Annotated in this window: 21 protein-coding genes; 13 read left to right on the top strand and 8 right to left on the bottom strand. The window is 61.2% G+C overall.

The window, feature by feature from the left end:
• Positions 1 to 34: 34 nt before the first annotated feature.
• The 5 genes from QRN10_RS16755 to QRN10_RS16735 form a co-directional block, all read right to left on the bottom strand.
• Entirely contained in the window at positions 35 to 1,057 is a 1,023-nt protein-coding gene (locus QRN10_RS16755) for an SIS domain-containing protein (protein WP_285428730.1), read from the bottom strand.
• On the bottom strand, positions 1,038 to 2,144 hold the full coding sequence (nagA, locus tag QRN10_RS16750) for an N-acetylglucosamine-6-phosphate deacetylase (protein ID WP_285428729.1): 1,107 nt from the start codon (positions 2,142 to 2,144) through the stop codon (positions 1,038 to 1,040). Before nagA ends, QRN10_RS16755 begins: the two co-directional genes overlap by 20 nt.
• Before the next feature lie 9 nt (positions 2,145 to 2,153).
• Positions 2,154 to 2,912: a GntR family transcriptional regulator gene (locus tag QRN10_RS16745; RefSeq protein ID WP_253509238.1), complete on the bottom strand. Its 759-nt coding sequence runs from the start codon at positions 2,910 to 2,912 to the stop codon at positions 2,154 to 2,156.
• A gap of 260 nt (positions 2,913 to 3,172) precedes the next feature.
• Positions 3,173 to 3,676 (bottom strand): L,D-transpeptidase family protein, encoded by a 504-nt coding sequence (locus QRN10_RS16740; RefSeq protein ID WP_181078890.1) that lies wholly within the window; start codon positions 3,674 to 3,676, stop codon positions 3,173 to 3,175.
• Between the two features lie 37 nt (positions 3,677 to 3,713).
• On the bottom strand, positions 3,714 to 4,262 hold the full coding sequence (locus tag QRN10_RS16735; protein WP_285428728.1) for an NUDIX hydrolase: 549 nt from the start codon (positions 4,260 to 4,262) through the stop codon (positions 3,714 to 3,716).
• Between the two features lie 146 nt (positions 4,263 to 4,408).
• Here QRN10_RS16735 and QRN10_RS16730 point away from each other — a divergent pair, with 146 nt between their 5' ends.
• From QRN10_RS16730 to purT, 5 genes are all read left to right on the top strand, one after another.
• Positions 4,409 to 5,011: a CoA pyrophosphatase gene (locus QRN10_RS16730; RefSeq protein WP_285428727.1), complete on the top strand. Its 603-nt coding sequence runs from the start codon at positions 4,409 to 4,411 to the stop codon at positions 5,009 to 5,011.
• Between the two features lie 35 nt (positions 5,012 to 5,046).
• On the top strand, positions 5,047 to 5,571 hold the full coding sequence (locus QRN10_RS16725; RefSeq protein WP_266246616.1) for a gamma carbonic anhydrase family protein: 525 nt from the start codon (positions 5,047 to 5,049) through the stop codon (positions 5,569 to 5,571).
• The gene (locus tag QRN10_RS16720; protein WP_181078897.1) at positions 5,568 to 5,783 is read left to right on the top strand and encodes a DUF1289 domain-containing protein; all 216 of its coding nucleotides are present in this window, start codon (positions 5,568 to 5,570) and stop codon (positions 5,781 to 5,783) included. Before QRN10_RS16725 ends, QRN10_RS16720 begins: the two co-directional genes overlap by 4 nt.
• Positions 5,784 to 5,869: 86 nt before the next feature.
• The gene (locus QRN10_RS16715) at positions 5,870 to 6,337 is read left to right on the top strand and encodes a VUT family protein (RefSeq protein ID WP_181078899.1); all 468 of its coding nucleotides are present in this window, start codon (positions 5,870 to 5,872) and stop codon (positions 6,335 to 6,337) included.
• A gap of 69 nt (positions 6,338 to 6,406) precedes the next feature.
• Positions 6,407 to 7,588, top strand: a complete 1,182-nt coding sequence (purT, locus tag QRN10_RS16710) for a formate-dependent phosphoribosylglycinamide formyltransferase (RefSeq protein WP_285428726.1) — start codon at positions 6,407 to 6,409, stop codon at positions 7,586 to 7,588.
• Between the two features lie 211 nt (positions 7,589 to 7,799).
• Here purT and QRN10_RS16705 read toward each other — a convergent pair whose 3' ends face one another.
• The 3 genes from QRN10_RS16705 to QRN10_RS16695 form a co-directional block, all read right to left on the bottom strand.
• Entirely contained in the window at positions 7,800 to 9,110 is a 1,311-nt protein-coding gene (locus tag QRN10_RS16705; protein ID WP_181078903.1) for an MFS transporter, read from the bottom strand.
• Positions 9,111 to 9,324: 214 nt separating this feature from the next.
• Complete coding sequence (locus QRN10_RS16700) at positions 9,325 to 10,563, bottom strand: transporter associated domain-containing protein (RefSeq protein WP_181078905.1); 1,239 nt, start codon at positions 10,561 to 10,563, stop codon at positions 9,325 to 9,327.
• 12 nt (positions 10,564 to 10,575) lie between these two features.
• Entirely contained in the window at positions 10,576 to 11,388 is an 813-nt protein-coding gene (locus tag QRN10_RS16695) for a cytochrome C assembly family protein (protein WP_253509228.1), read from the bottom strand.
• Between the two features lie 233 nt (positions 11,389 to 11,621).
• Between QRN10_RS16695 and ffh the strand changes: the two genes are divergently transcribed.
• The 8 genes from ffh to QRN10_RS16655 all read left to right on the top strand — a co-directional run bounded on the left by ffh (position 11,622) and on the right by QRN10_RS16655 (position 18,505).
• Entirely contained in the window at positions 11,622 to 12,998 is a 1,377-nt protein-coding gene (gene ffh, locus QRN10_RS16690; protein WP_285428725.1) for a signal recognition particle protein, read from the top strand.
• 250 nt (positions 12,999 to 13,248) lie between these two features.
• Entirely contained in the window at positions 13,249 to 13,500 is a 252-nt protein-coding gene (gene rpsP, locus QRN10_RS16685; RefSeq protein WP_003238923.1) for a 30S ribosomal protein S16, read from the top strand.
• Positions 13,501 to 13,505: 5 nt separating this feature from the next.
• Positions 13,506 to 14,042, top strand: coding sequence for a ribosome maturation factor RimM (gene rimM / locus QRN10_RS16680; RefSeq protein ID WP_003175898.1), 537 nt, complete (start codon positions 13,506 to 13,508; stop codon positions 14,040 to 14,042).
• The gene (trmD, locus tag QRN10_RS16675; RefSeq protein ID WP_253509226.1) at positions 14,024 to 14,797 is read left to right on the top strand and encodes a tRNA (guanosine(37)-N1)-methyltransferase TrmD; all 774 of its coding nucleotides are present in this window, start codon (positions 14,024 to 14,026) and stop codon (positions 14,795 to 14,797) included. Before rimM ends, trmD begins: the two co-directional genes overlap by 19 nt.
• 45 nt (positions 14,798 to 14,842) lie before the next feature.
• Complete coding sequence (rplS, locus tag QRN10_RS16670) at positions 14,843 to 15,193, top strand: 50S ribosomal protein L19 (protein ID WP_003175895.1); 351 nt, start codon at positions 14,843 to 14,845, stop codon at positions 15,191 to 15,193.
• Positions 15,194 to 15,302: 109 nt separating this feature from the next.
• Entirely contained in the window at positions 15,303 to 16,199 is an 897-nt protein-coding gene (gene xerD, locus QRN10_RS16665; RefSeq protein WP_181078911.1) for a site-specific tyrosine recombinase XerD, read from the top strand.
• A gap of 140 nt (positions 16,200 to 16,339) precedes the next feature.
• A complete protein-coding gene (locus tag QRN10_RS16660; RefSeq protein WP_285428724.1) occupies positions 16,340 to 17,071 on the top strand; it encodes a thioredoxin fold domain-containing protein in 732 nt (243 codons plus the stop codon).
• A gap of 129 nt (positions 17,072 to 17,200) precedes the next feature.
• Positions 17,201 to 18,505: a homoserine dehydrogenase gene (locus QRN10_RS16655; RefSeq protein WP_285428723.1), complete on the top strand. Its 1,305-nt coding sequence runs from the start codon at positions 17,201 to 17,203 to the stop codon at positions 18,503 to 18,505.
• The last annotated feature ends 54 nt before the right edge of the window (positions 18,506 to 18,559 follow it).

Here is an 18,559-nt window from a genome sequence, read left to right as displayed (position 1 = left end):
GCACGGTACTCATCAGGAAAACACGGCAATCGACTCAGTGAGTGCGAGTGACTTTGCTCAGGTGGCGCGGCTGGTCCGGGTCCATGCCGCGCGCCACGGCCAGGCCGGCGGCCATCACGTAGAAGCTCTGGATCGCCAGGATCGGGTCCAGGCTCGGGTGTTCGGCGCGGCTCAGGGTCAGGTCGCGTTCGGCGATATCGTCCGGCGCGGCCAGCAATACACGGGCGCCGCGTTGGCGCATGTCGGCGGCCAGCGTCAGCAGGCCGGCCTGTTCGGCACCGCGCGGGGCGAACACCAGCAATGGGTAATTTTCGTCGATCAACGCCATCGGCCCGTGGCGCACTTCGGCGCTGCTGAAGGCTTCGGCCTGGATTGCCGAGGTTTCCTTGAGTTTGAGCGCGGCTTCCTGGGCGACGGCAAAACCGGCACCACGGCCGATCACCATCAAGCGCTGACTGTCGCGCAGGGCCTCGACGGCTTGGTGCCAATCCTGTCCGGCGGCGTCGCGCAGGCCCACGGGCAGCGCCTGGCAGGCTTGCAACAAGTCAGCTTCCTGGTTCCAGTGCCCCACCAATAGGGCGCTGGCACTGAGGGTGGCGATAAAACTTTTGGTGGCGGCCACGCTCAGCTCCGGCCCGGCGCACAGCGGTACGTGGCATTCGCACGCGGCTTGCAGCGGTGACGCTTCAGCGTTGACCAACGAGATGCTCAACGCACCGCGCTTGCGCAGCAGGCGCAGGCTGTCCACCAGGTCCGGACTTTGGCCGGACTGCGAGAACCCGAACGCTACCTGGCCGCTGACCTTCAACGGCGCTTGCAGCAACGTGACCACCGACATCGGTAACGACGCCACCGGAATCCCCACATGCTGCATGGCCAGGTAGGCGAAGTAGCTGGCGGCGTGGTCCGAACTGCCACGGGCGATGGTCATCGCCACCTGCGGCGGCTGGCGGCGCAAGCGGCCGGCGATTTCTTCCAGCGGCGGGCCCAGGCGTTGCAGTTGCGCGGCGACCGCGTCAGCGGAGGCGAGGGCCTCTTCAAGCATTTTTGAAGTCAACGGTGTCTCCTTCGACCATTACGTCAGTGAGGTGCAGGGAGCGGTCCAGGCGCACGCAGTCGGCATAGCTGCCGGGTTGCAGGCGGCCGCGTTCTTCCAGGCCCAGGTAGTCCGCCGGAAATTGCGACAGGCGTTGAGAGGCTTCGCTGATGGGCAGGCCGATCTTCACCAGGTTGCGCAGCGCCTGGTCCATGGTCAGCGTGCTGCCCGCCAGGGTGCCGTCGGCCAGGCGCACGCCGCCCAGGCATTTGGTCACGGTGTGGCTGCCCAGCTTGTATTCGCCGTCGGGCATGCCGGCGGCGGCGGTGGAGTCGGTGACGCAGTACAGGCATGGGATCGAGCGCAACGCCACACGGATGGCGCCTGGGTGCACATGAAGCAGGTCCGGGATCAGCTCGGCGTACTTGGCATGGGCCAGTGCGGCGCCGACGATCCCGGGCTCGCGGTGATGCAGCGGGCTCATGGCGTTGTACAAGTGGGTGAAACTGGTGGCACCAGCGGCGAGGGCGGCGACGCCTTCTTCATAGCTGCCCAGGGTATGACCGATCTGCATGCGTACGCCGCGTTCGCTGAGGGCGCGGATCAACGCATCGTGGCCGGCGATTTCCGGTGCGATGGTGATCACTCGGATCGGCGCCAGGCGCAGATAGGCCTCGACTTCCTCCATCAAGGCGGTGTGGGCGAAATTAGGTTGGGCGCCGAGTTTTCCCGGATTGATGTAGGGCCCTTCCAGGTGCACGCCGAGTACACGTGCGCAGCCGGCGGGGCGCTGCTCGCAGAAAGTGCCGAGCTGGCCCAGTACGCGGGAGATCTCGTCCACCGGCGCGGTCATGGTGGTGGCCAGCAGCGACGTGGTGCCGAAGCGTACATGGGTGCGGGTGATCGTCTGGAAGGCGGAGGTGCCTTGCATGATGTCCTTGCCGCCACCGCCGTGCACATGCAGGTCGATAAAGCCCGGTAGCAGGTAGGGCAAATCGTTGTCGGCCGGGTCGCAGGGCGTGCCTTCAATGGCGGTCACCTTGCCATGTGCATGCGCCAGGCGGCCACGAATCCAACCGTCGGGCGTGAGGATATTGTCTTCGGACATGGCAGTTCTCTAAGGCCGCAGCTCGGCGGCAAAGTCGTATCTGCGCAGCTCCGCTACGAAGTCGTAGTAGTCGTTGCGGCAGTAGGTGTCGGTGATTTCTATCGGTGTGTTGTCGGCGGTGTAGCCCACGCGGGTCATCAGCAACATGGCGGTGCCTGGAGCGATGCCCACCAGCGCGGCGAATTCGTCCGAGGCGTTGATCGCCTGAATGTGCTGCAGCGCGCGCATGATGGGTTTGCCGATGCTTTCCAGGTACTCGTAGAGCGAGTTGCCGATGGCTTGCGGCTGTGGAAGAACCGAGGCAGGCATTGTGGTCATTTCAATTGCCATCACCGTGTCGTCAGCCTTGCGCAGCCGCTTGAGGCGCGCCACTTTGTCGGTGGGCGACAAGGCCAGGCGGATCAGCTCTTCGTGGGTTGGCTGGGTGATGTCGCGCTCCAGCCATTGGGAGCTGGGCACAAAGCCCTTGAGACGCAACATCTCGCTGAACCCCGAGAGGCGCGACAGCGGCTGTTCCAGGCGTGGCGTGATAAAGGTCCCGGAGCCTTGGCTGCGGCGGATCAGGCCTTGGGCAAACAGCACCTCGAGAGCCTTGCGGGCCGTGACCCGCGAGATGTTCAACTGCTCACTGAGTGCCCGTTCCGAGGGCAACGCCTGTTCGGATTTCCACTCGCCGGCATGGATCGCGGCTTCCAGCTTACGCGCCAATTGCAGGTACAGCGGCGTGGATTGTTTGTCGTCGGGGCGCAGGGCCAGGATGGGATTCATCTGTCAGGTTTCCGATGCGTTATTGGAGTGTTGTCGCCCGGTAATGGCCGAAAACTAATACCACTTAAATACCATGTCAATGCCACCAGAACAGTGCATACAGGGCTGTCAGGGCTCTATTAAGGTGCCTGGTTTCAAGTGGTATTAGAGAGGTCTTCAGCGCGTGCATAACGGCGTAGCCCGCGCGGTGAACTGGTATTCACCGGCGGGCATTGTCGGGGGAGGTTTTTTTTTTGAATTATTTTACGAGTGGTCGACGATTACGGCCGGATCTCGATCAGCGTGCCATCCTTGACCAGGTTCCAGACTTCGCGCATGTCCACATTGCGCATACCGATGCAGCCGTCGGTCCAGTCCAGGGTGTGGAACCACTGTTCCGGGTAGTCCTCGGTGTCGGGGGTGCCGTGGATCATGATCATGCTGCCGGGCTTGACGCCTTCGCGGCGTGCGCGTGCGGCATCGCTGATATTAGGGTAGGAGATGTGCATGGCCAGGTTGAAGCGCTCACTGGTCTTGCGCCAGTCGATCCAATACAGGCCTTCGGGTGTGCGGCGATCGCCTTCGATCAGCTTGGGGCCTTTGGGGTTTTTGCCCAGGGAGATGCGATAGGTCTTGAGCGGCTTGCCGTCGTTGATCAGCTGCAACTGATGGGCGGACTTGAGTACCAGGACTTTCTCGACCGGCTTGCCGCCCAGGGTTTCCAGGGTGGAGGCTGACGACAACGCGGCGAACGACAGGCAGAGCAAAGCAAGCAACCAACGCATTGAAACGATTTCCCTTTGAAGGCCGTCTGCCGGTTTGTTATCGGGCGGGCTTGGCGAGTGGCGGCACCGATTCGCTGCGTACCGGGTAGGCCTGTTGCCTGCGGTCAGCGAAGAAGCATTCTAAGGTACGCCCGACCGTGCGGAAAGCCAGCTCGGACCAAGGGATGTCGGCTTCGGCGAACAGCTTCACTTCCAGGCTCTCGGCACCTGCGGCGAAGTCGAGGTCGATCAGCTCGGCGCGGTAGAAAATATGCACCTGGCTGATGTGCGGCACGTTGATCAACGTGTAGAGGCTCAAGTTGCGCACGCGGGCACAGGCTTCTTCCAGGGTTTCGCGCATGGCGGCCTGTTCCACCGTTTCGCCGTTTTCCATGAAGCCGGCCGGCAGGGTCCAGTAACCCAGGCGCGGCTCGATGGCGCGGCGGCACAACAGCACGTGGTCGCCCCACACCGGCACGGTGCCGGCGACGATATTGGGGTTCTGATAATGAATGGTCGAGCAGTGATCGCACACATAGCGAAGGCGCGCGTCGCCATCGGGAATGCGTTGGGTCACCGGTTTACCGCACTGGCTGCAGAATTTCATGCTGGGGTTCCTGGAGAGTGCGTCCATCTTGGCTTGGGGCCAGGCGTTCCTGCAAGTTGTCGTTTAGCGACACCGCTCCGGTTTGGGCTTGGGCGCCCGCGCGCTTTGGTGCATGATGCCAGGTAGCCAACAGATCGAGATGACTCATGCTGGACGAGCTACTTCGCCGGGTAAGCAATCACACGCCGCATACGCTGGAGACTGACGGGCGTTTCCCTGAAGCGGCGGTGCTGGTGCCGATCACCCGCAGTGACGAACCTGAGCTGATCCTGACCCTGCGCGCCAGCGGCCTGTCGACCCACGGTGGCGAAGTGGCCTTTCCCGGTGGGCGCCGTGACCCCGAAGACCCGGACCTGATCTTCACCGCCCTGCGCGAAGCTGAGGAAGAAATCGGCCTGGCACCGGGCCTGGTGGAAATTATCGGCCCCCTGAGTCCACTGATCTCACTGCATGGCATTCGTGTCACGCCTTATGTCGGTGTCATCCCCGACTACGTCGAGTACCTGGCCAACGATGCCGAGATTGCCGCTGTCTTCAGCGTACCCTTGGATTTTTTCCGACAGGACCCGCGCGAACATACCCACAGGATCGACTACCAAGGCCTTAGTTGGTATGTGCCCAGCTATCGTTATGGCGAGTACAAAATCTGGGGGTTGACGGCAATCATGATCGTCGAGCTGATCAACGTGCTCTATGACGACGCGCAGATCAGCCTGCACAATCCACCCAAGAGCTTTATTAATCGCTAAGCCATCGAACGAATGGCCCGCCGTGAGGAATAACCATGAAATACCGCCTGGGCGACGCCCACGTCGAGACGCATCCCAGCAGTTGGGTCGCGCCCAATGCCACGCTGGTGGGCAAGGTCAAGCTGGAGGAGGGCGCCAACGTCTGGTTCAACGCGGTATTGCGCGGCGACAACGAACTGATCCTGATCGGCAGGAACAGCAACGTGCAGGACGGCAGCGTGATGCACACCGACATGGGCTACCCGCTGACCCTGGGTACCGGCGTGACCATTGGCCATAACGCGATGTTGCATGGCTGCACCGTTGGGGATTACAGCCTGATCGGCATCAATGCCGTGGTGCTCAACGGCGCGAAGATCGGCAAGCATTGCATTATCGGCGCCAATTCGCTGATTGGCGAAGGCAAGGAGATCCCCGATGGTTCACTGGTGATGGGCTCGCCGGGCAAAGTGGTGCGTGAATTGACCGAGGCGCAGAAGAGGATGCTCGAGGCCAGTGCCGCGCACTATGTACACAATTCGCAGCGTTATGCCCGTGATCTGGCTGAGCAGGAAGAATGAGTGCAGTTGAACGACCTGTTGCATCGCCCTGCGTGAGCATTTGCGCGCTGGATGATGATGACATCTGTACCGGCTGCCAGCGCACCGTGGATGAAATCACACGCTGGAGTCGCATGGATAATGCCGAGCGTCGGGTAGTGTTGGGGTTGTGCCATGAGCGGGCCTTGGCGAGTGGGTGGGTGTTTATGGCTTCTGGTAAATCCGGCGCCTGAACCATTGCCCCCGATAAGGCCCCCCAGACGACATATGTCTTAATGTGAAGTACCCTGTGCCCCTTATACACAGGGCCCATCCCGCCATGCTCTTCCTGATCGCCTACATCAGCAGCGTCGTGCTGATCAACTTCGCCTTCTCCACCGCCCCGCACCTGGATGTGATCTGGTCCGCCTGGGGTGGCCTGGTGTTTATCCTGCGCGACATGGTGCAAACCCGCTTCGGCCACGGTGCGATCATTGCCATGCTGGCGGCGCTGGTGCTGTCGTATATCACCTCCGACCCGTCCATCGCCCTGGCCAGCGCCACGGCGTTCGCGGTGTCCGAGTGCATCGACTGGCTGGTGTTCAGCATCACCAAGCGCCCGTTGCACGATCGCCTGTGGATAAGTTCGGCGCTGAGCATTCCCCTCGATACGTTTATCTTCTTCGGCCTGATCGGCGCGCTGACCCCGATGGTGGCAGGCACCGCGCTCGTGTCGAAATTCGCCGGGGTCACGGCGGTGTGGCTGATCATGGCCTGGCGCCTGCGCAAACGGGCGGTCGCCAACTGAGGCCAATTTTTACAGTTCATGTAAAATGCCGGCCTTTCTCCCCATGATCCGCTCCCCTGAGGACCTGAGATGACCCGAATCGGAACTCCATTGTCGCCGACCGCGACCCGCGTTTTGCTGTGTGGCTGCGGTGAGCTGGGCAAGGAAGTGGTAATCGAACTGCAACGCCTGGGCGTTGAAGTGATTGCCGTGGATCGTTACGCCAATGCGCCGGCCATGCAGGTGGCCCATCGCAGCCACGTGATCAACATGCTCGACGGCGCCGCCCTGCGTGCGGTGATCGAAGCGGAAAAGCCGCACTTCATCGTGCCGGAAATCGAAGCCATCGCCACCGCCACCCTGGTGGAACTGGAGGCCGAAGGCTTCACCGTGATCCCGACCGCGCGCGCCACGTCGCTGACCATGAACCGTGAAGGCATCCGTCGCCTGGCCGCGGAAGAACTGGACCTGCCGACCTCGCCGTACCACTTCGCCGACACCTTCGAAGACTACAGCAAGGCCGTCCATGACCTGGGCTTCCCGTGCGTGGTCAAGCCGGTGATGAGTTCGTCGGGCAAGGGCCAGAGCCTGCTGCGCAGCGCCGACGACGTGCAGAAGGCCTGGGACTACGCTCAGGAGGGCGGGCGTGCCGGCAAGGGCCGGGTGATCATTGAGGGCTTTATCGATTTCGACTATGAAATCACCCTGCTGACCGTGCGCCACATCGGCGGCACCACGTTCTGCGCGTCGGTCGGCCATCGCCAGGAAAAGGGCGACTATCAGGAATCCTGGCAGCCACAGGCCATGAGCCCGATTGCCCTGGCCGAATCCGAGCGCGTGGCCAAGGCCGTGACCGAGGCCTTGGGCGGGCGTGGCCTGTTCGGCGTGGAGCTGTTCATCAAAGGCGATCAGGTGTGGTTCAGCGAAGTGTCGCCGCGCCCGCATGACACCGGCCTGGTGACCCTGATTTCCCAGGACCTGTCGCAGTTCGCCCTGCATGCACGCGCGATTCTCGGGCTGCCGATCCCGCTGATCCGCCAGTTCGGGCCTTCGGCGTCGGCGGTGATCCTGGTGGAAGGGCAGTCGACCCAGACCGCGTTCGCCAACCTCGGCGCCGCGTTGAGCGAGCCGGACACGGCGTTGCGTCTGTTTGGTAAGCCTGAAGTGAACGGCCAGCGCCGCATGGGCGTGGCGTTGGCGCGGGATGAGTCGATTGAAGCGGCTCGGGCCAAGGCTACCCGTGCTTCTAAAGCGGTTGTCGTAGAACTCTAAAAGCATCGGGGGCAAGCCCCCTCCCACATTTGACTGTATTCACAAATCAAAGTGGGAGGGGGCTTGCCCCCGATAGCGGCCCATCACGCCACCTTGACGCACATCGTTCCCACGCTCTGCGTGGGAATGCCTCTTGTGACGCTCTGCGTCACGCTGGGACGCGGAGCGTCCTGGGCTGCATTCCCACGCGGAGCGCGGGAGCGATCAGGTTTCAGGCAACCCTGTTCAAATCGTTATCCCGCGTCTCCTTCAGGCACAGCACGGCGATCAAGCTGAGCAACGCTGCCGCCGACACATACCCACCCACATAACTCAGACCGCCCATCGCCACCAGCTTGGTCGCGAAGAATGGCGCGGCCGATGCGCCAACGATGCCGCCCAGGTTATACGCCGCCGAAGCTCCGGTATAACGCACGCGGGTCGGGAACAGCTCCGGCAACAGCGCACCCATCGGGGCGAAGGTCACGCCCATCAGGAACAGTTCCAGCGCCAGGAACAGCGCCACGGCCCAGGTGGAACCATGGGTCAGCAGCGGCTCCATGGTGAAACCGGACAGAATCGCCAGGATCGCACCGACGATCAGCACGGGTTTACGCCCGTAACGGTCGCTGGCCAATGCGGCGATGGGCGTGGCCAATCCCATGAACAGCACCGCAAAGCACAGCAGGCCAAGGAAGGTTTCGCGGCTGTAGCCCAAGGTTGAAACGCCGTAGCTCAGGGAAAACGCCGTGGTGATATAGAACAGTGCATAACACACCACCATCGACGCGGCGCCCAGCAACACCGGCAGCCAATGCTGGCTGAACAGTTCTACCAGCGGCACCTTCACCGGTGCTTCCTTGGCCACCGCCTTGGCGAACACCGGGGTTTCATGCAGCTTCAGACGCGCATACAGGCCGATCATCACCAGCGCGGCGCTGAGGATGAACGGAATGCGCCAGCCCCAACTGCGGAACTGTTCGTCGTTCAGGCTCATGGCCAGGATCAGGAACAAGCCATTGGCCGCCAGAAAGCCGATCGAAGGCCCCAGTTGCGGGAACATGCCGAACCAGGCCCGTTTGCCCTTGGGCGCATTCTCGGTCGCCAGCAGCGCCGCGCCACCCCATTCCCCGCCAAGGCCCAGGCCCTGGCCGAAACGCAGCACACACAACAGGATCGGCGCCCAGGCGCCAATGCTGTCGTAGCCGGGCAGCAAACCAATCAGCGTGGTACAGACGCCCATCAGCAACAACGACGCCACCAGTGTCGACTTGCGGCCGATGCGGTCGCCGAAATGGCCAAACAGCGCAGAGCCCAGCGGGCGGGCGATAAAGGCGATACCGAAGGTCAGGAACGACGCCAGCATCTGCGCGGTGCCGGAGCTCTGCGGGAAGAACACCGGGCCGATCACCAATGCCGCGGCGGTGGCGTAGATATAGAAATCGTAGAACTCGATGGCGGTGCCGACGATGCTCGCGGTCGCAACCCGCGCGGTCGAGTTGCTCGGGGCGGCGGTTGCGGCCTCGTTATAGGTGGTGCTCATGGTGGTATCCCTGACGGTCGTTGCGCGTTTTGGACGCGGATTATTATTGGTCGAACACCCATGGATCAGGGTTGCACGCGGTCGGGCGAAGCTTGGATAAACCGCAGGGATTATAGGAAGGGGTCTGGAATTACAACAAGAGCCGACACACCGCAAATCTAAATGTGGGAGGTGGCAAGGTCCTCCCACATCGCAGCTGTTTGCTGTCAGGTGCTTACGCGGCGACCGGTACCCGGCTGGTATGCCAGATCAGCACCTTGGCCACCCGGTTATCCTCGGTCTCGAGGATTTCCAGACGATAGCGGCCGATTTTCAGGCATACCGCGCAGTCAGGAATGGTTTCCAGCGCCTCGGTCACCAGACCGTTGAGGGTCTTGGGGCCGTCGCTGGGCAAGTGCCAGCTCAGGCTCTTGTTCAGTTCACGAATAGAAGCGGCGCCGTCGATGATATAGCGACCGTCCGGCTGGGCCTGGATGTGCGGGTTGTCCATGCCTTGCTCGCTTTCGAATTCGCCGACGATTTCTTCGAGAATATCTTCCAGCGTGACAATCCCCAGCACTTCACCGTATTCGTCCACCACCATGCCCAGGCGGCGCTGTTGCTTGTGGAAGTTCAGCAGCTGCAATTGCAGCGGCGTGCTTTCCGGCACGAAGTAGGGTTCGTGGCAGGCCGCGAGCAAGGCTTCCTTGGTCAGGCTGGCGTCGGGCAGCAGGTGCTGGATCTGGCGCGTGTTCAATACAGCCTGCACTTGGTTGATATCGCTGTGGAACACCGGCAGGCGCGTGCGCTTGGATGTACGCAGTTGTTCGATGATCTCTTCGACGGTGTCATCCAGGTTAATGCCGTCGACCTCGCTGCGCGGCACCAGGATGTCATTGACCGTGATGTTGTCCAGCGCGTGTATGCCGGGCATGCCATGGGAGCGGCCTTCGTCCGCCTCAGGCGCGGGTTCGTCGTCGTGATCGGGCAACGGCTCATCGCTGTTTTTCACCGTGCCGGTCTTGCGCGCGAAAGGGCGCAGCAGCAGCAGGCTGATGCCATTGAGCAGCCAGGCCAACGGATAAACGATTTTCAGGGGCACGCCCAACAGCGTATTGCCAAAGCCGAGTACAGCCTGGGGATAGCGGGTGGCCAGGGCGCGGGGCAGGTAGTCGGCCAGCACCAGCAGGGTCGCGCAGGACACCAGCCAGCCCAGCCAGGGGCCGTTTTCCGCCCAGGCATGGATCGCCGGCAAGGTGCACAGGATCACCACCACGCCACGGCACAGCGTATTGCAGAGGATCAGACTGTTGCGCGGGAAATTCAGCCGGGCAGCGGCCTTGTCGCCCTGGCGCGTGCCGGGGCGCAGCGCCAGCAAGTGCTGCTGGGCGGCTTCAATGGCGGTAAACAGCCCGGCCCATAACACCAGCAGGGCGATTACCGCGAGCATCGGCCCCAGGGGCAAATTGTCCATGATCGCTGCCCGTCAGATATGCAGGATGTATTCGCGAACCAGCTTGCTGCCGAAATAGGCCAGCATCAGCAGGCAGAAGCCGGCCAGGGTCCAGCGGATCGCCTTGTGTCCGCGCCAGCCGAGGCGGTTACGGCCCCACAGCAGTACGCTGAACACCACCCACGCCAGGCATGCCAGCAGGGTTTTGTGCACCAGATGCTGGGCGAACAGGTTCTCGACGAATACCCAGCCGGATATCAATGACAGCGACAGCAGGGTCCAGCCGGCCCACAGGAAGCCGAACAGCAGGCTCTCCATGGTCTGCAGCGGCGGGAAGTTCTTGATCAGGCCCAGCGGGTGTTTGTGCTTGAGCTGGTGGTCCTGCAGCAGCAGGAGCAGGGACTGGAATACCGCGATGGTAAACATGCCGTACGCGAGGATCGACAGCAGGATGTGCGCGAGCATGCCCGGCTCTTCGTCGATGACCTGCACGGTGCCGGTAGGGGCGAACTGTGCCAGCAGTACGGTGAGCATGCCCAGCGGGAATAACAGGACCAGCAGGTTTTCCACCGGGATGCGGGAGCAGGCGAGCAGCGTCAGGGCAATCACCGCGGCGGCGATCAGGCTGGCGGCGCTGAAAAAATCCAGGGCCAGGCCGACCGGCGTCATCAGGTGGGTGAACAGGCTCGCGGCGTGTGCCAGCAGGGCGAGGACGCCCAGGCCGACCAGCAGGCGCTTGTCGGCCTTGGCGCATTGGGCCAGGCGAGTGCCCTGGTAGAGGGTCGCAGCGGCGTACAGCAGGGCGGCGGCGAGACTGGGTAGCAAACTGGGTGGCAAAGGGAGCATAAATCCTGATAGGCAAGCCCGAAAGGCGCTGAGTTTGGCACACACCTGCGCTCCACGAAAGACTCCCGGGCCAGACAGCGGGTGTGCATGGACGCAGTCTTCGCTATAATCCGCGACCTGCCCACGCCGCAGGCTCGCCGAGCGCTGTTTTTAACAGCGATTTACCACAGCCTGGGCCGCCATTACCTCGGTCTACAACGCACTTCGTTGAATAGGGCCTGAAAGGATCGCGCATGTTTGAAAACTTGACTGACCGTCTCTCGCAGACGCTGCGCCACGTTACCGGCAAGGCCAAGCTGACCGAGGACAATATTAAAGACACCCTGCGCGAAGTGCGCATGGCGCTGCTGGAAGCCGACGTTGCCTTGCCTGTGGTCAAGGACTTCGTCAACTCGGTCAAGGAGCGAGCGGTCGGCACTGAAGTGTCCCGCAGCCTGACGCCGGGCCAGGCATTCGTGAAGATCGTCCAGGCCGAACTTGAAAGCCTGATGGGCGCGGCCAACGAAGACCTGAACCTCAGCGCCGTGCCACCGGCCGTCGTGCTGATGGCCGGTCTGCAGGGTGCGGGCAAGACCACCACCGCCGGCAAGCTGGCGCGCTTCCTCAAAGAGCGCAAGAAGAAATCGGTAATGGTCGTGTCGGCCGACGTCTACCGTCCGGCGGCCATCAAGCAGTTGGAAATGCTTGCGGGCGAAGTGGGGGTGACCTTTTTTCCGTCGGACCTGAGCCAGAAGCCGGTCGACATCGCCAACGCGGCTATTAAAGAAGCACGCCTGAAATTCATCGACGTGGTCATCGTCGATACCGCCGGTCGCCTGCACATCGATGAAGAGATGATGGGCGAGATCAAGGCGCTGCATGCCGCGATCAATCCGGTTGAGACCCTGTTCGTGGTCGATGCCATGACCGGCCAGGATGCGGCCAACACCGCCAAGGCCTTCGGCGACGCGCTGCCCCTGACCGGTGTGATCCTGACCAAGGTCGACGGTGACGCCCGTGGCGGTGCCGCGCTGTCGGTGCGCGCCATCACCGGCAAGCCGATCAAGTTCATCGGTATGGGCGAAAAGAGCGAAGCGCTCGAACCGTTCCACCCTGAGCGTATCGCCTCGCGCATCCTCGGCATGGGCGACGTACTCAGCTTGATCGAGCAGGCCGAAGCCACCCTCGACAAGGACAAGGCCGAAAAGCTCGCCAAGAAGCTGAAGAAGGGCAAGGGCTTCGATCTCGAAGACTTCCGCGACCAGCTGCAGCAAATGAAGAACATGGGCGGCCTCGGCGGCCTGATGGACAAGCTGCCGAACATCGGCGGTGTGAACCTGGCCCAAATGGGCAACGCCCAGGGCGCGGCCGAAAAGCAATTCAAGCAGATGGAAGCCATCATCAATTCCATGACCCCGGCCGAGCGCCGTGACCCTGAGCTGATCAGCGGTTCGCGCAAACGTCGGATCGCCATGGGTTCCGGCACCCAGGTGCAGGACATCGGCCGCTTGATCAAGCAACACAAGCAGATGCAGAAAATGATGAAGAAATTCTCCGCCAAGGGTGGAATGGCCAAGATGATGCGCGGCATGGGCGGTATGTTGCCCGGCGGCGGCATGCCCAAGATGTAAAGAATTCGAGCAAGGGCTTGCTCTTGCTCCGACCCACAGGGATGTGGGATCTCCAGCAAACCCGCCGTTGGCGGGCGCTGACCTGCCGTTTTAAGCGACGGCTCTCCAGCAGATCTGAGTGTCACGGCCATAGGCGCCGGAAAAAGACATTTGCAAAAGTCGGGATATTCCTTAGAATATGCGGCCTTTCGGGCACCTATGCCCGCTGTGCATTTAGATTTGCAGCACCGACTACAGGAACGATGTTCACATGCTAACAATCCGTCTTGCCCTTGGCGGCTCCAAAAAGCGCCCGTTTTACCACTTGACCGTAACTGACAGCCGCAACCCACGTGACGGCTCTCACAAGGAACAAGTTGGCTTCTTCAACCCGATCGCTCGTGGTCAAGAAGTCCGCCTGTCCGTGAACCAAGAGCGCGTAGCCTACTGGCTGAGCGTTGGTGCACAGCCTTCTGAGCGTGTTGCCAAGTTGTTGAAGGACTCGGCTAAGGCCGCAGCCTGAGCAATATGAACGCGACGCCAGCGGTTGCTGATGATTTGATCGTTATCGGCAAGATCTACTCTGTTCATGGCGTTCGCGGCGAAGTGAAGGTGTATTCCTTTACTGATCCGACTGAAAACCTGTTGCAGTACAAAACCTGGACGCTCAAGCGCGAAGGCAGCGTGAAACAGGTCGAGCTGGTCAGTGGACGCGGGAGCGATAAGTTCCTGGTCGCAAAGCTCAAGGGTCTTGATGATCGTGAAGAAGCTCGTCTTCTGGCCGGTTATGAGATCTGCGTGCCGCGCAACCTGTTCCCTGAATTGACCGACGGCGAGTACTACTGGTACCAGCTGGAAGGTCTGAAGGTTATTGATCAACTGGGGCAACTGCTCGGGAAAATCGATCATCTTCTGGAAACCGGCGCCAATGATGTAATGGTGGTCAAGCCTTGCGCTGGCAGCCTGGATGATCGCGAACGCCTGTTGCCCTATACCGAGCAATGCGTGTTGGCCGTCGACCTGGCAGCGGGCGAGATGAAGGTGGAATGGGACGCGGACTTCTAAGCGTGGCTAATTTGCGCATTGAAGTGATCAGTTTGTTTCCCGAGATGTTTTCTGCCATCAGCGAGTACGGCATCACCAGTCGGGCGGTGAAACAGGGGCTGCTGCAGCTCACCTGTTGGAACCCGCGAGACTACACGACGGATCGACATCACACTGTGGACGATCGCCCATTTGGCGGTGGCCCGGGCATGGTGATGAAGATCAAGCCCCTGGAAGATGCGTTGGTTCAGGCCAAGGCAGCCGCCGGGGAGAAGGCGAAGGTGATTTACCTGTCCCCTCAAGGCCGTCAGCTGAAACAGGCGGCGGTACGCGAACTGGCGAATGAGGACGCACTGATCCTGATTGCCGGTCGCTATGAAGGCATTGACGAGCGTTTTATTGAAGCTCATGTCGATGAAGAGTGGTCGATTGGGGACTATGTCCTGTCTGGCGGCGAGCTGCCGGCGATGGTCCTGATAGATGCGGTTACACGACTGCTGCCTGGAGCTTTAGGGCATGCGGACTCTGCGGAGGAAGATTCCTTCACGGATGGTTTGCTGGATTGCCCGCACTACACCCGTCCGGAGGTGTATGCGGATCAGCGTGTTCCCGACGTATTGCTAAGTGGCAATCACGCACACATCCGGCGTTGGCGTTTACAGCAGTCCCTTGGTCGGACCTATGAACGACGCGCCGATCTTCTGGAAAGCCGCTCGCTTTCTGGAGAAGAGAAGAAGCTGCTCGAGGAATACATCCTCGCGCGGGACGATAGTTAACAACGTATCGATGGTAGGTCCAATGACTTACCTTAGGAGCACAGCATGACTAACAAAATCATCCTTGCACTCGAAGCAGAGCAGATGACCAAAGAGATCCCTACCTTTGCCCCGGGCGACACCATTGTCGTTCAGGTGAAAGTGAAGGAAGGCGACCGTTCGCGTCTGCAAGCGTTCGAAGGCGTGGTAATCGCCAAGCGTAACCGTGGTGTGAACAGTGCTTTCACTGTTCGTAAAATCTCCAACGGTGTTGGCGTAGAGCGTACTTTCCAGACCTACAGCCCGCAGATCGACAGCATGGCCGTTAAGCGTCGCGGTGACGTACGTAAAGCCAAGCTGTACTACCTGCGTGACCTGTCCGGTAAAGCAGCTCGCATCAAGGAAAAACTGGCTTAAGCCCAGCTTCCGATGCAGAAAAAAGCAGCCTACGGGCTGCTTTTTTGTGCCCGCGATTTAAGGTCCGCGCTAGGATCTACCCTTCCGCTATTTACCTGTTCGAGCTCCCATGCCTGCCATTGACCACCCTTTGATCGACCGCTTCCTCGACGCCCTTTGGCTGGAGAAAGGCTTGTCGGATAACACGCGCCAGGCCTATCGCAGCGACCTGGCCCTGTTCAACGGCTGGTTGCAGGATAAAAACCTCGAACTGATTAATGCGGGTCGTGAGCTGATCCTCGATCATCTGGCCTGGCGCCTGGAGCAAAACTACAAACCCCGTTCCACTGCCCGATTCCTCTCGGGTGTGCGTGGCTTTTATCGCTATCTGCTACGCGAAAAACTCATCAGCCTCGACCCGACGCTGCAAATCGAGATGCCACAGTTGGGCCGGCCGCTGCCTAAATCCCTGTCGGAAGCCGACGTCGACGCTTTGCTCAATGCCCCCGACCTCAGCGAAGCCATCGGCCAGCGCGATCGCGCCATGCTGGAAGTGCTGTACGCCTGCGGCCTGCGGGTGACCGAACTGATCAGCCTGACCCTGGAGCAGGTCAACCTGCGCCAGGGCGTACTGCGGGTAATGGGCAAGGGCAGCAAGGAGCGGCTGGTGCCGATGGGAGAGGAGGCGATTGTGTGGGTTGAGCGCTATATGCGCGATGGTCGCAGCGAATTGCTCGGCGGGCGCCCCAGCGATGTGCTGTTCCCCAGCCAGCGCGGCGAGCAGATGACGCGCCAGACCTTCTGGCATCGCATCAAGCATCAGGCCAAGGTCGCCGGGATCGGCAAGACCCTGTCGCCGCACACGTTGCGTCATGCTTTCGCCACCCATTTGCTCAACCATGGCGCGGATTTGCGCGTGGTGCAGATGCTGCTCGGACACAGCGACTTATCCACAACCCAGATTTATACCCATGTAGCGCGCGCACGGTTGCAGGATCTGCACGCCAAGCACCATCCGCGTGGGTGAAAACCGCCAATTTGTCCCGCCACGGGCTGCCCTGCGGCCCAACTGTGGTAGGCTTTGCCGGTTAGCAAAGGGGACGGCACAGGCCCGTGTTTCCAGACCGGCGCTCCTTCCCGTCCCTGCGTCTGCCTTCAGGAGTTTCCATGCGCTTGACCCAGATTATTGCCGCCGCAGCGATTGCGTTGGTTTCCACCTTTGTCGTCGCGGATGACGCGGCCGAACAGACCATTCGCAAGAGCCTGGCCAACCTGCAGCTCGACACTCCGATCGAAAGCATCAGCGCCAGCCCCATGGCCGGCCTGTATGAGGTCAAGCTCAAGGGCAGCCGCGTGCTGTATGCCAGTGCCGACGGTCAGTACATCGTCCAGGGCTACCTGTTCCAGCTCAAGGACGGCACGCCGGTCAATCTGACCGAGAAGGCCGAGCGCCTGGGTGTGTCCAAGCTGATCAATGGCATTCCTGTGGCTGAAACCGTGGTGTACCCGGCGGTTGGCGAAACCAAGACCCACATCACCGTGTTCACCGACACCACCTGCCCGTATTGCCACAAGCTGCACGCCGAAGTGCCTGCGCTGAACAAGCTGGGCGTGGAAGTGCGCTATGTAGCGTTCCCGCGCCAGGGCCTGGGTTCACCGGGTGACGAGCAGTTGCAGGCTGTATGGTGTTCGGCCGACAAGAAGGCCGCCATGGACAAGATGGTCGACGGCAAGGAAATCAAGGCCGCTAAATGCGCCAATCCGGTTTCCAAACAGTTCGCCCTCGGCCAGTCCATCGGTGTGAACGGTACGCCGGCCATCGTATTGGCAGACGGCCAAGTGATTCCGGGCTACCAGCCGGCGCCACAAGTTGCCAAACTGGCGCTGAGTGCCAAATAAACCAGCATCGTCGAACCTTTGACGATCATGGCCCGCGGATAAGCCGGCGGGCCATTAATTGAAAGCCGCGGTTGTGCGGCTGTTTTCCACGGCCGACCTAGCGTCGGCCGTTTCATGGGGAGTTCTTCAGTGAAACCGGTCAAAGTAGGCATCTGTGGGTTAGGGACCGTCGGTGGCGGTACCTTCAACGTTCTTCAGCGTAACGCTGAAGAAATTTCGCGCCGTGCAGGGCGTGGAATTGAAGTGGCACAAATTGCCACGCGTTCGCCAAAGCCTCAGTTCCAAACGACCGGTATTGCGATTACCCACGATGTCTTCGCCGTGGCCACCAACCCCGAGATCGATATCGTCATCGAACTGGTGGGTGGCTACACCGTGGCCCGCGAACTGGTGCTCAAGGCCATCGAGAACGGCAAGCATGTGGTCACCGCCAACAAGGCGCTGATTGCCGTGCATGGCAACGAGATCTTTGCCAAAGCCCGCGAGAAGGGCGTGATCGTGGCGTTCGAAGCCGCGGTAGCCGGCGGTATCCCGGTGATCAAGGCGATCCGTGAAGGCCTGTCCGCCAACCGTATCAACTGGGTGGCCGGTATCATCAACGGCACCGGTAACTTTATCCTCACCGAAATGCGCGAGAAGGGCCGCACCTTCGAAGACGTGCTGGCCGAGGCCCAGGTCCTGGGCTACGCCGAAGCCGACCCGACGTTTGACGTGGAAGGCATCGACGCGGCGCACAAGCTGACCATCCTGGCGTCCATCGCCTTTGGTATCCCGCTGCAATTCGACAAGGCCTACACCGAAGGCATCACCAAGCTGACCACCGCCGACGTGAATTACGCCGAAGCCCTGGGCTATCGCATCAAGCACCTGGGCGTGGCTCGCAGCACGCCGGCGGGTATCGAGTTGCGTGTGCACCCGACGCTGATCCCGGCCGACCGTCTGATCGCCAACGTCAATGGCGTGATGAACGCTGTGATGGTCAACGGCGACGCCGCCGGCTCGACCCTGTTCTACGGCGCCGGCGCCGGCATGGAGCCGACTGCGTCGTCGGTGATCGCCGACTTGGTGGACGTGGTGCGCGCCATGACCAGCGACCCGGAAAACCGCGTACCGCACCTGGCCTTCCAGCCGGACTCCCTCTCGGCCCATCCGATCCTGCCGATCGAAGCCTGCGAAAGTGCCTACTACCTGCGCATCCAGGCTCAGGATCACCCTGGCGTATTGGCTCAGGTGGCCAGCATCCTGTCGGAGCGCGGCATCAACATCGAATCGATCATGCAGAAGGAAGTCGAGGAGCAAAATGGCCAGGTGCCAATGATCCTGCTGACCCACCGTGTGCTGGAACAACACATCAACGATGCCATCCAGGCTCTTGAAGCTCTCCAGGGCGTAGTTGGGCCGGTAGTCCGGATTCGCGTCGAACATTTGAATTAATTCAGCTGCAAGCGCCAAGCTGCAAGCTTCAAGTAGAAGCAGATCTGCTCTAAC

It is taken from the genome of Pseudomonas sp. lyk4-R2A-8, assembly GCF_030209095.1.
In the GTDB taxonomy this organism is placed as follows: domain Bacteria; phylum Pseudomonadota; class Gammaproteobacteria; order Pseudomonadales; family Pseudomonadaceae; genus Aquipseudomonas; species Aquipseudomonas quebecensis.
This window is presented reverse-complemented; position numbering and strand designations above follow the sequence as displayed.

Bases quoted from the DNA above. Each gene is read 5' to 3' on its own strand.
- rimM (WP_003175898.1), top strand. From the start codon at position 13,506: ATGAACGCGACGCCAGCGGTTGCTGATGATTTGATCGTTATCGGCAAG.
- purT (WP_285428726.1), top strand. From the start codon at position 6,407: ATGACCCGAATCGGAACTCCATTGTCGCCGACCGCGACCCGCGTTTTG.
- QRN10_RS16660 (WP_285428724.1), top strand. From the start codon at position 16,340: ATGCGCTTGACCCAGATTATTGCCGCCGCAGCGATTGCGTTGGTTTCC.
- QRN10_RS16715 (WP_181078899.1), top strand. From the start codon at position 5,870: ATGCTCTTCCTGATCGCCTACATCAGCAGCGTCGTGCTGATCAACTTC.
- rpsP (WP_003238923.1), top strand. From the start codon at position 13,249: ATGCTAACAATCCGTCTTGCCCTTGGCGGCTCCAAAAAGCGCCCGTTT.
- nagA (WP_285428729.1), bottom strand. From the start codon at position 2,144: ATGTCCGAAGACAATATCCTCACGCCCGACGGTTGGATTCGTGGCCGC.
- ffh (WP_285428725.1), top strand. From the start codon at position 11,622: ATGTTTGAAAACTTGACTGACCGTCTCTCGCAGACGCTGCGCCACGTT.
- QRN10_RS16695 (WP_253509228.1), bottom strand. From the start codon at position 11,388: ATGCTCCCTTTGCCACCCAGTTTGCTACCCAGTCTCGCCGCCGCCCTG.
- QRN10_RS16700 (WP_181078905.1), bottom strand. From the start codon at position 10,563: ATGGACAATTTGCCCCTGGGGCCGATGCTCGCGGTAATCGCCCTGCTG.
- QRN10_RS16705 (WP_181078903.1), bottom strand. From the start codon at position 9,110: ATGAGCACCACCTATAACGAGGCCGCAACCGCCGCCCCGAGCAACTCG.
- trmD (WP_253509226.1), top strand. From the start codon at position 14,024: ATGGGACGCGGACTTCTAAGCGTGGCTAATTTGCGCATTGAAGTGATC.
- QRN10_RS16740 (WP_181078890.1), bottom strand. From the start codon at position 3,676: ATGCGTTGGTTGCTTGCTTTGCTCTGCCTGTCGTTCGCCGCGTTGTCG.
- QRN10_RS16745 (WP_253509238.1), bottom strand. From the start codon at position 2,912: ATGAATCCCATCCTGGCCCTGCGCCCCGACGACAAACAATCCACGCCG.
- xerD (WP_181078911.1), top strand. From the start codon at position 15,303: ATGCCTGCCATTGACCACCCTTTGATCGACCGCTTCCTCGACGCCCTT.
- QRN10_RS16725 (WP_266246616.1), top strand. From the start codon at position 5,047: ATGAAATACCGCCTGGGCGACGCCCACGTCGAGACGCATCCCAGCAGT.
- QRN10_RS16720 (WP_181078897.1), top strand. From the start codon at position 5,568: ATGAGTGCAGTTGAACGACCTGTTGCATCGCCCTGCGTGAGCATTTGC.
- QRN10_RS16730 (WP_285428727.1), top strand. From the start codon at position 4,409: ATGCTGGACGAGCTACTTCGCCGGGTAAGCAATCACACGCCGCATACG.
- rplS (WP_003175895.1), top strand. From the start codon at position 14,843: ATGACTAACAAAATCATCCTTGCACTCGAAGCAGAGCAGATGACCAAA.
- QRN10_RS16735 (WP_285428728.1), bottom strand. From the start codon at position 4,262: ATGAAATTCTGCAGCCAGTGCGGTAAACCGGTGACCCAACGCATTCCC.